Origin of the sequence: Rhodococcus sp. NyZ502 (genome assembly GCF_041464245.1) — a bacterium.
GTDB classification, from domain to species: Bacteria; Actinomycetota; Actinomycetes; order Mycobacteriales; family Mycobacteriaceae; genus Rhodococcus_F; species Rhodococcus_F qingshengii.
On the sequence record NZ_CP167155.1, the window covers coordinates 1,630,588 to 1,643,078 of the forward strand.

Annotated in this window: 13 protein-coding genes; 3 read left to right on the forward strand and 10 right to left on the reverse strand. The window is 63.5% G+C overall.

Annotation, left to right across the window (positions count from 1 at the left end; translation table 11 throughout):
* Window positions 1-124 precede the first annotated feature (124 nt).
* Window positions 125-1,117, forward strand: coding sequence for an iron-siderophore ABC transporter substrate-binding protein (locus ACBG85_RS07705; protein WP_054781530.1), 993 nt, complete (start codon window positions 125-127; stop codon window positions 1,115-1,117).
* Here ACBG85_RS07705 and ACBG85_RS07710 read toward each other — a convergent pair.
* On the reverse strand, window positions 1,093-1,542 hold the full coding sequence (locus ACBG85_RS07710; protein WP_007735410.1) for a helix-turn-helix domain-containing protein: 450 nt from the start codon (window positions 1,540-1,542) through the stop codon (window positions 1,093-1,095). The two genes, ACBG85_RS07705 and ACBG85_RS07710, sit on opposite strands and share 25 nt — an antisense overlap.
* Window positions 1,543-1,660: 118 nt before the next feature.
* Here ACBG85_RS07710 and ACBG85_RS07715 point away from each other — a divergent pair, with 118 nt between their 5' ends.
* Window positions 1,661-2,512: an SDR family oxidoreductase gene (locus ACBG85_RS07715; protein WP_058038500.1), complete on the forward strand. Its 852-nt coding sequence runs from the start codon at window positions 1,661-1,663 to the stop codon at window positions 2,510-2,512.
* Window positions 2,513-2,563: 51 nt separating this feature from the next.
* On the opposite strand, the gene ACBG85_RS07720 is transcribed toward ACBG85_RS07715, so the two are convergent.
* Window positions 2,564-4,165, reverse strand: a complete 1,602-nt coding sequence (locus tag ACBG85_RS07720) for an MFS transporter (RefSeq protein ID WP_372026802.1) — start codon at window positions 4,163-4,165, stop codon at window positions 2,564-2,566.
* A 68-nt stretch (window positions 4,166-4,233) separates the two neighbouring features.
* Here ACBG85_RS07720 and ACBG85_RS07725 point away from each other — a divergent pair, with 68 nt between their 5' ends.
* Entirely contained in the window at window positions 4,234-4,809 is a 576-nt protein-coding gene (locus ACBG85_RS07725; RefSeq protein WP_003941498.1) for a TetR family transcriptional regulator, read from the forward strand.
* A 3-nt stretch (window positions 4,810-4,812) separates the two neighbouring features.
* Here ACBG85_RS07725 and atzF read toward each other — a convergent pair whose 3' ends face one another.
* The 8 genes from atzF to urtE form a co-directional block, all read right to left on the reverse strand.
* A complete protein-coding gene (gene atzF / locus ACBG85_RS07730; protein WP_058038499.1) occupies window positions 4,813-6,522 on the reverse strand; it encodes an allophanate hydrolase in 1,710 nt (569 codons plus the stop codon).
* Between the two features lie 17 nt (window positions 6,523-6,539).
* Window positions 6,540-7,241 (reverse strand): GntR family transcriptional regulator, encoded by a 702-nt coding sequence (locus tag ACBG85_RS07735; protein ID WP_019744458.1) that lies wholly within the window; start codon window positions 7,239-7,241, stop codon window positions 6,540-6,542.
* Window positions 7,242-7,317: 76 nt separating this feature from the next.
* Window positions 7,318-7,851 (reverse strand): carboxymuconolactone decarboxylase family protein, encoded by a 534-nt coding sequence (locus ACBG85_RS07740; RefSeq protein WP_003941526.1) that lies wholly within the window; start codon window positions 7,849-7,851, stop codon window positions 7,318-7,320.
* A complete protein-coding gene (locus ACBG85_RS07745; protein ID WP_042923321.1) occupies window positions 7,848-8,654 on the reverse strand; it encodes an SDR family NAD(P)-dependent oxidoreductase in 807 nt (268 codons plus the stop codon). Before ACBG85_RS07745 ends, ACBG85_RS07740 begins: the two co-directional genes overlap by 4 nt.
* A gap of 96 nt (window positions 8,655-8,750) precedes the next feature.
* On the reverse strand, window positions 8,751-9,971 hold the full coding sequence (locus ACBG85_RS07750) for an MFS transporter (RefSeq protein ID WP_063314793.1): 1,221 nt from the start codon (window positions 9,969-9,971) through the stop codon (window positions 8,751-8,753).
* A 9-nt stretch (window positions 9,972-9,980) separates the two neighbouring features.
* Entirely contained in the window at window positions 9,981-10,970 is a 990-nt protein-coding gene (locus ACBG85_RS07755) for an LLM class flavin-dependent oxidoreductase (protein WP_039973481.1), read from the reverse strand.
* A 136-nt stretch (window positions 10,971-11,106) separates the two neighbouring features.
* The gene (locus ACBG85_RS07760) at window positions 11,107-11,796 is read right to left on the reverse strand and encodes a GntR family transcriptional regulator (RefSeq protein WP_020906727.1); all 690 of its coding nucleotides are present in this window, start codon (window positions 11,794-11,796) and stop codon (window positions 11,107-11,109) included.
* A 1-nt stretch (window position 11,797) separates the two neighbouring features.
* Complete coding sequence (gene urtE / locus ACBG85_RS07765) at window positions 11,798-12,490, reverse strand: urea ABC transporter ATP-binding subunit UrtE (RefSeq protein WP_003941544.1); 693 nt, start codon at window positions 12,488-12,490, stop codon at window positions 11,798-11,800.
* Between the last annotated feature and the right edge of the window lies 1 nt (window position 12,491).

Sequence of the window (12,491 nt, forward strand, 5' to 3'; positions counted from 1 at the left end):
GGGGTTTTTCGTCTTTTGTGTCGAGTTGTGTTGCGAAACCGCCATCTGAGGCCTTCGAGTCGGGGTGTAGGCGCGCAACGCATTAGCGTCCCGAGTCGACCATTCGGCTTTCGAAGGACCACTCATGAAAACTCGTTCCGTACTGCTCGCGGCTTGCGTCGCGCTGACGCTCTCCGCCTGTGGAACCTCAGGTGACTCCGGATCGGACGCCGAAGCTTCGGGTGCCGCCGAGGTGGGGGCGTTCCCCGTGACCGTCGACCACGCCTACGGTTCGACGACGATCGACGCGGAGCCTATGCGCATCGTGACCATCGGATGGAGTGGCCAGGATGCGGTGATCGCACTGAACAAGGTTCCGGTCGCCATGGAGAGCTTCTCCGGCGCCGGCATCGAGAACAACATCCTGCCCTGGGACGCTTCGCGTCTGAACGGTGCCAAGCCTGTTCTCATGACGACCAATCCCGATATCCCGTTCGAGCAGATCCTCGGGCTCGATCCCGACGTGATCCTCGCCGTGTACTCCGGCATCGACGAGGGCGAGTACAAGCGTCTCAGTGACATCGCGCCGACCGTCGCGTTCCCCGACCAGCCGTGGGATACGGCGTGGGACAAGCAGATGAGCATGATCGGTGCAGCGCTCGGACAGCCGGAGCAGGCTCAGACGCTGATCGACGAGACCGGGGCGTACTTCGAGAAGCAGGCCGCTGATCACCCACAGTTCCAGGGCAAAACCGCAACGTATGCAATGCGCACCGACGAGGGCCTGATCGTCTTCTGCGGCACCGACCCGCGGATCCGTCTTCTCGGCCAGCTCGGGGTGAAGACCTCGCCCGGTGTCGACGCAGTGTGCACTTCCGGCGACAGTTCGGTGTCCGTGGGCATGGAATCCATCGACACACTCGACGCCGACGTCTTCATTCTCGTCGACGCCGACGGCACCAACCTGGACAAGCTGATGTCCTTCGGTCCGTTCGCGAACATGACCTCGGTGTCGAACGGCCGTCTGGTTCGTCTGGTCGGAATGGACTACGCGATGGCTACGTCCGCTCCGACGGTGCTGAGCGTTCCCTACGCATTCGACGAGTTCATCGCTCAGCTCTCGGACAAGTTGAGCTGATTCCGGGCGTCGTACGACGCTTGTGACGCAACGATTTTCGGCACCTGCGATTCGAGTAGTTCGATCAGGGCCGTGATCTTTGCGGCGACGTCGGCGCCGAGTTCGGTCAGGCTGTATTCCACTTTGGGCGGGATGGTTTCGAGTACCTCACGGTGCACGAGGCCATCCCGCTCGAGTGTTTGCAGGGTCTGCGAGAGCATGCGCTCGCTGACTCCGTCGACGCGTCGGCGCAGGGCACTGAACCGGTACGGACCCTCGTTCAGTGCTGCCAGTGCGAGTGCGCCCCAGCGTCCGGTTGCATTCTGCAATGCCGCCCGAGAGTTGCACCCGCGAGCGAAGACGTCAGCCTCGAGGGTTGGGTCCACGACGTCGGCATTCGGATCAGGAGTCTGGGCAGCACGTGAAGGTGAGTCGGTGCTGGTCATGAACCCAGGCTACTACTGCACGATCCGATAGCGCTAACTCGCCGTGTTGCACTTACGAAAAATAAGTGCATGATGGTTGCAGAACGCATTTACGCTTCAACCTGGATCGGGAGTTCGCATGAGCATTGCAGTCACCGGCGCAACCGGAAACCTCGGACAACTGGTAGTCGAGTCGTTGATCGAGCGGGGAGCCGCCGCGTCCGACATCGTCGCAGTGGTCCGCAATCCACAGAAGGCGGAAAGCCTCGCCGCCCGCGGAGTAGTTGTACGCCAAGCGGACTACGCCGATGCCTCGGCGTTGGAAACCGCATTGGCGGGCGTCGACAAGCTGGTGCTGATCTCGGGAAGTGAAGTGGGGTCACGGCTCGCGCAACACACCAACATCATCGACGCGGCGAAGGCTGCCGGCGTCGGATTCATCGCCTACACGAGCATATTGAATGCTCAGGACACGCCGATGAAGCTTGCTGCCGAGCACAAGGCGACCGAGGACGTGCTCACTCGGAGCGGTATTCCGTTCGCGCTGTTGCGCAACGGTTGGTACTGGGAGAACTTCACCAACGACCTGGCCGGTGTGATCGAACGCGGCGCACTGGTCGGTGCGGGAGCGGAAGGCAAGATCGCGGCTGCGGCGCGTGCGGATTACGCCGACGCCGCAGCAGTAGTCGCGACCACCGATGGCCACGAAGGCGCAGTGTACGAGTTGGGCGGTGACGAGAGGCTCACCTACGCCGAATTGGCCGCAAAGATCAGCGAATTCGCCGGCAAGCCCGTCGCGTACCAGTTCGTGGACGAGCAGGCATACGAAGGCATTCTCGAGAGCGTCGGACTGCCTGCACCGGTTGCGCAGATCCTCGCCGATTCCGATGCTGCAATTGCCAAGGGGGCGTTGGACACCGAGTCGGGTGACCTGCAGAAGTTGATCGGCCGCAGCAGCACTCCGGTGACTGAGGTGTTGAGGAAGGCCTGACCTGCTGTGCGCCTTTATTAACCGCGGGCGGTTAATAAAGGCGCACAGGGGTTACCCCATGTGGACTGCACCCTCGGCGGGCAGATCACCCTTCTTGGCGCGGACCAGAACCAGCACTACCGGTGCGATGATCGCCAACAAGATTGCCGCCCAACCGAATGCGGCTGAGTATCCGGATACCTCGGCGCCGAAGAAGTAGTCCGTCATCGAGGCGACGAAGTCCTGTACCGGCTGGGGGAGTAGTGCCAATTGATCGCCGGTCGGGATGGTCGCATTCGACATGTCGACAGGAATGCCTTCCGGCGGGATCGGCGCCGCGTTGTCGGCGGTGAAGGCCGACTTGGCCGAAGCGTAGATCGTGGTGAACAGTGCGGTTCCGAGTGCGCCGCCGATCTGCAGGGTGGCGTTGACCAGGGCACTGGCAGCGCCGGCGTCGTGGTCGGGGACACCGATCAGTGCGAGGTTCTGCATCGGCACCATCAGCAGACCCAGTCCGAAGCCGAAGATCGCGAGGCCGGGGAACACGTGCGTCCAGTAGGAGCTGTGTACCTCGATCTGGGTCAGCATGAGCAGTCCTACTGCTGCCACCAGCGGGCCGGCGACCATGAGCGGCTTGGGGCCGATCTTGGTGGACAACTGCGCTGCGATGGTCGACGCCAAGACGATGAAGAACGCCATCGGCAGCGATCCGACGCCGGCCATGACCGGGCTGAATCCGAGCACGATCTGCAGGTAGAACGTCAGGTACAACGTGCCGCCGAGCAGGGCGGCGCCCACCAGCATGGAGCCGATCAGAGCAGCGCCGCGATCGCGATGCCACGGAACGCTCAGCGGTAGAAGCGGATTCTTGCTGCGGCTCTCGACGACCACGAAGATCGCGAGGAAGACCAGACCCAGTGCGATGAACAGCAAAGTGTCCGCCTGACCCCAGCCGTGCTCGGCGCGTGTGAATCCGTAGACCAGTGAGCCGAGCCCCAGGGCGATGAGGACAGCGCCGGGAAGGTCGTAGCTCGTGTCGCCGTGCGCTTTGGTTTCCTTGACGATCGGGACGGCCGCAGCGATGGCGATCAGCGCGATCGGGATGTTGACGAGCAGGCACCAGCGCCAGTCGACGTACTGCGTCAGCACTCCACCGAGGAGCAGGCCGATGGCAGCGCCACCGCCGGAGATCGCGCCGTAGACGGCAAAAGCCTTGGCGCGCTCCTTCTCTCCGATGAAGGTGGTGGTGAGCATCGACAGCGCAGCGGGCGCGAGCAATGCTGCGAAGACGCCCTGGCCGGCGCGAGCGATGAACAGTTCGATACCGCTCTGCGCGATGCCGCCGATGCCGGAGGCAACCGCGAAGCCCGCCATGCCGACGATGAAGGATCGCTTTCGGCCCCAGTAGTCGGCGATACGTCCGCCGAGGAGCAGCAGCGCACCGAACGCCAAGGCGTACGACGTGACCACCCACGCGCGGTCAAGGTCGCTTATGCTCAGTTCCTCCTGGGCTGCCGGTAGGGCGATGGAGACGATGGTGCCGTCGAGCACCACCATGAGTTGAGCGAACGCGACGATGCAGAGCACCAGCCAGCGACGTTGATGATTCGGATTCTCGGAGACAGCCGGGATCGGTGGCAGAGTGCCGCCGTCGACGTGGGACGTGGTGGTCATTGGAAAAAGGTATTCCAGCCTTCTCGGGTGAGTCAAACGAAATAGTTCGTTCGGTTACCATCATCACTATGGCTCCCACTGACGTGACCGCGACGAAACAGCGAATCCTCGACGCTGCGCAAGAAGAATTCGGCACCTATGGGCTTGCCGGTGCGCGCATCGATCGGATTGCGAAGAACGGAAACGCCAGTAAGGAGCGCCTCTACGCATATTTCGGTGACAAGGTCGCGTTGTTCCACGCGGTGCTCGACGTCGACTTCGAGCAGGCGATGGAATCCGTCGAGTTCACCGGTGAAGACATGCCCGCGCATGCTGTCGAACTGTTCGACGCAATGCTCGGCAAACCACAGATTCAACGGATGATGATCTGGGGTCAATTGCAGGGTGAGGCACCACGGATGAAGAAGTTGGCCGAGGAACATTCCAGCTGGGTTCCGCGAATGGCCACGATCCGCAAGGCTCAAGAAGACGGCCTCATCTCGAAGCACTGGGACCCCCAGGACCTGATCACGATGCTGTTCGGCCTCGTGTTCGGCTGGGTGGTGGCCCCCGGTGTGGCCGACAACCAGAACGTCGACGCCGACGAGATCGCGCGCCGCCGTGAGGTGGTGCGCGAGGCCGTCACTCGAATCTGCAAGCCGTGACTGTCAGCGAGAGAGGTACGCGGCCCAACCGCCGTAGTCGGTGATGTCAGCTGCGCCGTTTACGGCGTCATGAGTGCAGCTGAAACCGACTGTCGTTCTGCCGTCGGATAACTCGACGCTCGTGAGCGCCATCGGTGCAGGCAAGGCGGCGAGGAACGTTCCCAGCCCGGCCGGTGAGATTCGGAAGATCTCGCCGACGACCGGTGCGCCGAGTCCAGGGCCACGGCGTACCAGGCCGGGCTTCGGTGGCGTCGTGTCGAGAGCGAAGAGCCGGTAGGCATCCGAGGTCGTGACGGTTTCGACGTACCGCGCGCCGAGGTCGACCAACTGTGTGTTGAGGGGTTGCCCGCGCAGGTGAGCGCCGAATACTGCGAGGTCGATTCCGGTATCGACGAGGGTGGGTGAAGGCACATCACCGAGTCGTGCGGCGAGGTCGATGGCGATCTGGTCGTCGAAAGCGGGTACGACGAACATGACGCCGAACGGGTGATCTTCGGCAGTGCGGTGTCCGGGCGCCGCGACGGCCGCCATGTCGAGCAGGTTGCAGAAGTTGGTGAAAGTTCCCATCCGGCGGTTGATTCCGAATGGATCCTCGGTCACGGCAGCGATGGTCGGATGTTCGGTGGTGGTGGGAAGCAGTAGGGCGTCGAACCCGGCGAGGAGTTCCCGGGCGGCAGCCTTGGCGTGGGTGAGAGCGTCGAGATCGTCGACTAGCTGGTATCCGGTGGGGTGCTTCGCGCCGAGCACGATGTCGGACACCGCGGGATCTGCTCCGGCAGGACGAGTTTCGAGGAACTCGCCGGCAGCGGCGTACCGCTGCGCCACCACGGCGCCGTCGTAGAGCAATCGGGCCGCGTCGAGCAGTCCGGATATGTCGACGGTCTCGGTCTCGGCGCCGCCGGCTACCAGAGCTGTCACAGTGTCCTGAAATGCTGCTGTATACGACGGGCTCAGTTGAGCGAGATCCTCGATTCGGGGGACGGCGACGCGGGGATTCGGCGCCGCCGCGAGACGAACGTCGGAAGGCCAGACGCGGCTGCGGGGATCCCGAGGTTCGTGGCCGATCATGATTGCCGCTGCCGCGGTTGCCAATTCGAGGTCGTCGGCAAATACCGTCAGAGCGTCGTAGTCGACGCAGGCGGGCACTACTCCGTGGGCTGGGATGACGCCGAGCGAGAGCTTGAGTCCGTAGATCCCGTGGAACGCTGCCGGCACCCGGCCGGAACCGGCGGTGTCGGTGCCGATTCCGATGTCTGCAATTCCCAGCGCGACAGCGACGGCGGATCCGGAGCTACTACCGCCCGAGATCAACTCTTCGTCCCAGGCGCAGCGAACGGCTCCGTACGGACTGCGCGTTCCGACCAGTCCGGTGGCGAACTGGTCCAGATTGGTCTTCCCCAGAACAACAGCCCCGTGCTCGATCAACCGCGCAACGGCACTGGCGGTTTCGTCCGGCGAATACGCGAATTCGGGGCACGCCGCTGTGGTCGGCAGACCGGCGACGTCGACGTTGTCCTTGACGGCGACCAGACGCCCAGCCAGAGGAAGATGCTCGCCCGCGGCGATTCTGGCTTCGACCGAAGCGGCATCGGCAAGCACATCTTCCTTGCGGCGCAACGTGATCCAGACTTCGGGGCGATCTACTTCCTCGATCCGCTGGAATGCCTGCTCGACCCGGGCTGTCGGGGTGAAAACTTCTGCTGCGATGGTCATGGTGTGTACTGCTCCGATCAGTCCGTGATGTTGGCGAGTGAGAGCGCGGTGATCGCGCGGGTCACCCGGTCGAGGACGACGTCGAGAGACTCGCCGATGTGCTGGTGCAAAAGCGTGCGGGCCTCGGGCAGATTGCCGGCACGTAGTTCTTCGAGGATTCGAATGTGCTCCGCGATCGAGGTGTCGATGCGGCCGTTGACCATGAAGTCGTACATCCGAACGTGCCGGATACGGGAATTCACCGACAGCAGCGACGCGACCAGTTCATTGTTTCCCGACGCCCTCAGTACGGCGACGTGGAATTCCTCGTCCAGTTCGACGAACCCCGGTTCCTGAGCGGGCGGATCGAGAGCCAGGGCACGCCACCGCACCAATTCGTCGTCGAGGATTGTTCGGTCGTGCCGGATCGTCGGATCTGCGATCGCCCGGGTAATTCCTTGTAGTTCCAGAGTGATTCGGAGTTCATACAGATCTCGGATCCGCGGGATACTCGGGCGCACGGCGGAGAACCCGTACTCTTCCCGGCGCAGGAGTCCATCGGCGCACAGCATCGTCAACGCTTCCCGTACTGGTGTGCGAGAAATGCCGAAACGCGTGGAGAGTTTCGGTTCCGTCAGGCGCTGATCGAACCCGATAGTCCCGTTGACCAGTTCGGTGCGTAGTTCCCGGTAGACCACCTCACGCAGTGGCTCCGGCGCCGTATTCATCCCTGTCGACATACCTGTATACGCTATTGATCAGGTGTTTCGTCCAGATGTCTTCGGGTTAGAGCTGAGTTACGGCCGCCGCGGAACTTCAGGAGAAGTCGCGCTGAACCCGCAAGGTTCCGATCGTGGTGGCCAGGCCGTCGTACTGAGTGACCAACAAGGTGAATTCGATCAACCGACGATCGTCGAGATGCTGCGAGAGCGTTCCCCACGTGTCGTCGGTGACGTCCTTGGTGGTGACCAACTCGTCGACCGCAGTCAAGATCGCACGGTGACGCGGACTCAACTCGGAAGCGCCAGGGCCCTCGATGATTCGGGCCAGTTCTTCTGCGTCGATTCCGGCTTTGCGGCCGAGCCTGATGTGGTGATCCATCTCGTAACCGCAGTCCCGCAGGTGCGCGACCCGCAGGATGATCAGTTCGGTGTCGTGGCGAGAGATCTTGCCGCCGGGCATGAGTGAGCCGGAGTAGTGCAGCCAACCGCGGAAGAGTCCGCCCGTGCGCCCCAAGGTGCTGAACAGATGCGCATCGGGTGCTCCGGCAGCCTTCGACAGGACACGCCAGATTCCCCAGTTGATCGGACCGAGGTCCTTGAATCGGCCGGGCGGGATGCGGGGGTTCATGCGACTCCACGGATGTGAGAGGGACGGAGGTCGATAGCTCGTTGCGCGATGTGGCGAACCGCGGCGCTGCGGCGTGGCGCGTGTACGCGTGACTTCCGGCCGACGATACCGCGCTCGAACGCGTCGACGGCGTCAGCGACGGTCGTGGTGCCGGCGCTGGCGAGGGTTCCGCGTGCTCCGTCGAACGACAGTGCGGTGGTATCGGTGTCGATGTCGCCGATATACGCGACGCCCACCTTGGTGCCGAGGTGTTTCATTTCCAAGCGCAACGCGTCACCCAAGGCTTCGACGCCGGCGCGCGAAGCACCGAACGGTCCGCGAAACGGATGCTTGGCGGCGCCGTGAGCCGAGGCGACCACCAGGGCGTAACCGTTTTCGTGACTGATGTGCGGACCGGCTGCGCGCAGGGTGTAGTACGTGCCCATGAGATTGACTTCGACGGCGCGGCGCATGTCCGCAGGGTCGCCGCCGAGGATCGACGAGTTCGCCTCGACACCGGCATTGGCGACGACGACGTCGATGCCTCCCAGCTTCTCAGCGATGTAGTCGACGCCGCGAGATACCTGCTCGAGGTCGGCGACGTCGCACAACTGCCACGGCGCGCGGCCGCAGGAAGTGGCGACTTGTTCGAGAAGTTCAGGCTCGAGGCCGAGCAGTCCCACGGACGCACCACGGTCGTACAGGCGTCTGGCCAGCGAAGAACCGATATTGCGGGCAGCGCCGGTGATCAGGATGCGCCGACCCGTCAGGTCGTCCGCACTACTCTTGGCCGATTCGGCCTTGCCCGCCTCGCTCTTGCCCATTGCTGTGTCCCTACGCAGTGACCTTCTGGTCCTCCGACGCTAACACCGCCGGGTAGCTGCGACTGCAAGTACCGCCAACTCCGTCCGAACGGGTGTTCAGACCGATGCGGCTTCGAGACGCGGATGTGACGAGGAAGCCTGGGTCGACCGCAATCGACGGAATCGGACCACGGCAACGACGGCGGCAACAGCGGCGAGGATCACCAACGGCAGCGACGGACCCATCGTGGGTTCGATGACAACCAGTAGCACCGGCAGTCCGAATCCGAGATAGGTGCCGACGTAGAAGATCCCGGTCAGGGCGCCCCGCGAGGCCGGGGGAGCCAGCGACTCGAGGTCGAGCAGTCCCTCACGCAGACACAGTCCGTAGGCCGTACCGAGGACGAGCGCGCAGACGATGAACAACCCGAGCGCGGGGTGCGCGCCGCCGACGGCGACCAGGCAGTATCCGAGCGCCGCCAGTGCGGCGCCGACCGTGCCGGCCTGAGGACCCCAATTGCGATGGCGCGCAGCGGTTTGAACCAAGATTCCAGCACCCAGAGTCAGCGCCGCCGCGAAACCCGGAAGGAGAGGGCCGGAGTAGCGGTCTCCGAGCCTGGCCGTCATGGTCACAAAAGAGACTGTTGCGCTGGCGAACACCCACGGCGCCAACGGAAGTGCCCAGAGCAGCGCATTTGCGACGGAGCGCTCCGCGCCGTCTGGCGCATTTGCGACGGAGCGCTCCGCGCCGTCTGGGACGGGTGTGATGGTCGCGGCTTCTACGGAAACAGGTGTACGACTCCACACAGCTGCCGCGGTAACCGAACCCACCGACAAGACGGCCGAGACGACAAAGGGCGTAGCGAGTGGGAAGGCGGCAAATTGTGCCAACAGACCCGAAAACAGTGGTCCCAGTGCAAAACCCGAGGTGAGTACTACGCCCGCCATCACGGTTCCGGACTTGCCGCGAAGGTCAGCCGCCCACGCGGTGCCGGCGCCGATTGCCAGACCGGCACCGATACCGACAACGAGGCGCCCGACCATGAGCCCGGGCGCGTCGTGCCAGAGAAGAAGAATCAAGGTTCCGAGCGAGGCTATGAGCGCTCCGGGCAGGACGACTACAGCTCGGCCGACGCGATCCGACAGTGCTCCACCGGTCAACAGGCCGGGTAGGAGTCCGAGCGCGTAGATACCGAAAACACCGTCGAGCACGGTATGCGAAAGGCCCTCGTCCACCCGGAGAACCGGGATGAGCGAAGCAAAGTGGTTGGCGGCCCAACCCGTCGAAAGTAGAACTGCCAGTACCGAGATGAACCCGCGACGGGATGGATCGCCCATACCGGCAGCTTAGGCGGGTACCAGATCGCTCACGTCGGCGAGGAGTTCGAACGTGCGCAACCAAGCCTCGCGGTTGGTGCCGGTCGACACCGTGATCAGCTCGTCGGCCTGTGCATGCTCGGTGAACTCGTCGAGGTAGGCGCGGACCTCCGTGGGCGTGCCGATGGCGCTGTACTTGGTCATCTGCAGAACCTGCTGACCCGCGGGGGAGTCGAGCAGCATGTCCGCTTCGTCGTCCGTGAACTTGCGTCCGCGTCCGAGAAGAAGGCTGACGCGCGAACGCTTGGCCGCGAGGAAGTCCTGCTGAGCCTGCTCATGGGTGTCGGCGGCGATGACGTTGACGCCCGCGATGACGTACGGCTCCGCCAACTGCTCCGACGGCTTGAACTCGCGTCGATAGATCGCGACGGCGTCGCGCAGGGCGTTGGGGGCGAAGTGCGAGGCAAATGCATACGGCAGGCCGAGCATCGCGGCGAGCTTGGCTCCGAACAGTGACGATCCGAGAATGTAGAGCGGAACGTGAGTGCCCTTACCGGGAACGGCATTGATTCCGGGGACGCGCGAAGTGTCGCCGAGGTAGCCCTGAAGCTCGAGTACGTCCTGCGGGAAGCTGTCCGAAGAACTCGGGTCGCGTCGCAAAGCCTGCATGGTCTTCTGATCACTACCGGGCGCGCGACCGAGACCGAGATCGATGCGACCCGGGTGCAGAGTCTCGAGGGTGCCGAACTGCTCGGCGATCGTCAGCGGCGCGTGGTTGGGCAGCATGATTCCACCGGCGCCGAGGCGGATTTTGCTGGTGTGCGCGGCGACGTGGCTGATCAGAACGCTGGTGGCCGAAGACGCGATGGAACCCATGTTGTGGTGCTCGGCATACCAGATTCGCTTGTAACCCCACTCCTCGGCGCGCTGCGCCAAGGTCACGCTGGCGTCGAAGCTGTCTTTGGCGGTTTCGTTGTCGCCGATGTGGGCGAGATCGAGGATGGAAAGTGGTACGGCCATGGAGGTGGTGCCTTTCTCAGCGAATAGAACGCAAGCGTCGTTGTGAGGTGCAACCGCTGTGAGTCCATTCCTATTTCCGAGAGCCTTCCCACGCTGAGCAAGTGCGATTTTCGGAGGGGCGGTGACTCCCGCTCGATCAGTTCCGCACAGCGTTGGCCATGGCGGCCAACGAGAGGGCCTGCCGAGCGCGGTCGAGGACAACCGCACGAGAGATGTCGATGTGCGACACCAGTGCCTCGTGTGCTTGCGGAATCTTGCCGTCCAGCACCAGTTCGACGACGGAGATATGTTCCTCCACGGTGGCCTTCATACGGTCGGGAGTCAGGTAGTCGAACATCCGCACGGGGCGCAGCTTCGAGTTGACGGCCTGCAAGGCGTCGACCAACGCGTGGTTTCCGGACGAGGCGAGGAGCGCGATGTGGAACTCCTCGTCGAGCGTCACGAAGCCGGCGTCCGGTACCGGCATCTGTTTGAGAAATGCGTACCACTTGTCGAGTTCGGAACCGAGCGCGTCTCGATCATGAGCGGGGGCCTCACCGTCTAGTACCCGCCGAAGCCCGTGCACTTCGAGGAGTATGCGCAGCTCGTAGAGGCCACCCAACTCGTCGAGGTGCGGTCGGTACGGAAAGAGTCCATGTTCGTCGCGCTCGACCAGCCCGTCGGATTCCAACTTCGCGAGCGCTTCGCGCACCGGTGTTCGCGAGACACCGTAGAGATGAGCCAACCGTTCTTCGCCGAGTCGTTCGGATGGCGCGATCTGACCCGACATCAGATCGTTCCGGATCGACCGATAGACCTGCTCGCGCAGCGGCGGGCGCACACTCATGTCAGATTGCCATCGCTCGACGAACCGCCTCGGTGGACGTGGTGCCGCCCTCACCGGTCGAGGTCACGTGTCCCGCCGCGAGAATGCTGTAATGCTGCGCAGATTGGAGCGCGAAACCGATGTGCTGCTCTACGAGGAGGACACCGAGATCGCCGCGTTCGGTGAGTTCCATGACGGTCCTTTCGATTTCGGCGACCACGTTGGGTTGAATGCCCTCGGTCGGCTCGTCCAGAATGAGGATCTTGGGCTCGGTGATCAGGGCGCGAGCGATGGCAAGCTGTTGTCGCTGCCCACCGGAGAGAAGTCCCGCGCGACGGTCGAGGAGCGTGGTGAGTGCGGGAAACAGATCCAATGCCTCTGCGATGAGTGCCTTTCCGCGTTTGCGCCCGTCGGCGACCACCCGAAGATTCTCGGCAGTTGTCAGTTGTCCGAACGACTGCTGACCCTGGGGTACGTAGGCAAGTCCGCGAGCGACGCGGGCGCTCGGCCGTAGACCGGTGATGTCCTCACCGTTCAGAAGTACCTTTCCCCGTGTAGGTTTGATCAGACCGACGGCGGCGCGCAGCAAGGTGGTTTTACCCGCACCGTTGTGACCCATGACTGCCGCAACTCCGTCGCTGGGAACCAGCAGGGATACGCCGTGGATCACTTCGGTGCGTCCGTAGCCGGCGCGGATGTCGACGAGCTCGAGCATG